Origin of the sequence: Thermogutta sp. (assembly GCF_039793925.1) — a bacterium.
Lineage (GTDB): Bacteria > Planctomycetota > Planctomycetia > Pirellulales > Thermoguttaceae > Thermogutta.
Genome location: NZ_JBAMME010000188.1, coordinates 1 through 1,032 on the forward strand (window position 1 = coordinate 1; position 1,032 = coordinate 1,032).

Annotated in this window: 1 protein-coding gene; it reads left to right on the forward strand. The window is 60.6% G+C overall.

From position 1 onward, the window contains the following. Positions 1-78: 78 nt before the first annotated feature. The coding region (locus ABJK56_RS06985) for an alpha-amylase family glycosyl hydrolase (RefSeq protein ID WP_347243947.1) at positions 79-1,032 on the forward strand (954 nt) is incomplete at its 3' end.

Sequence of the window (1,032 nt, forward strand, 5' to 3'; positions counted from 1 at the left end):
CTGCTGCGTTGGGGCCTCATCGATCGGGGTTCGTGGGCATAGGGCACAAGAAGAGGGCATGAAGGTGGGATGCGGCAGATGAGTGAGAGCGAGTGGCGGTTTTTCAGTGATTTCGCTGTGTATTTGTGGAAGCAGGGCAGTCACTATCGGTCGTGGGAAAAGATGGGGGCGCACCCCTGCCGCATGGGCGGCGAGGACGGAGTGCATTTCGCCGTGTGGGCGCCCAATGCGGAAAAGGTCTCCGTGGTGGGGGATTTCAACGGCTGGGACGAGACGGGCCACCCCTTGGAGTGTTTCGGCGACACGGGCATCTGGAAAGGATTCATCCCGGGGATCGGCGTGGGAACCTTCTACAAATACGCCATCACGTCCCGCGTCAACGGCTATAAGGTCCAAAAGGCCGACCCTTACGCCTTCTATTCGGAAAAACGGCCCGGCACGGCCTCCGTGGTCTGGGACGTCACCGGCTATTCCTGGGAGGACGGAGCCTGGATGAAATCCCGAAAGACGGTCAATTCCCGTTCGGCGCCCATGGCCGTCTACGAAGTCCATCTGGGCTCCTGGATGCGGGTTGCCGAAGAAGGCAACCGCTGGCTCACCTACCGGGAACTGGCCCCGCGTTTGGCGGCCTATGTGCAGGAGATGGGCTTTACCCACGTGGAACTTCTTCCCGTGACCGAACATCCCTTCGACGGTTCGTGGGGTTACCAGACCACGGGCTACTTCGCTCCCACGAGCCGCTTCGGCACGCCTCAGGACTTCATGTTTTTCGTGGATACCCTACACCGCCACGGCATCGGGGTGATCGTGGATTGGGTCCCGGCCCACTTTCCCACGGACGAACACGGCTTGGGCTATTTCGACGGCACGCACCTCTATGAACACGCCGACCCGCGCCAAGGGTTTCACACGGACTGGAAATCGTTCATCTACAACTTCGGCCGCAACGAAGTCCTGAACTTCCTCATTTCCAGCGCCCTGTTCTGGCTCGAAGTCTATCACATCGACGGACTGCGGGTGGACGCCGTGGCG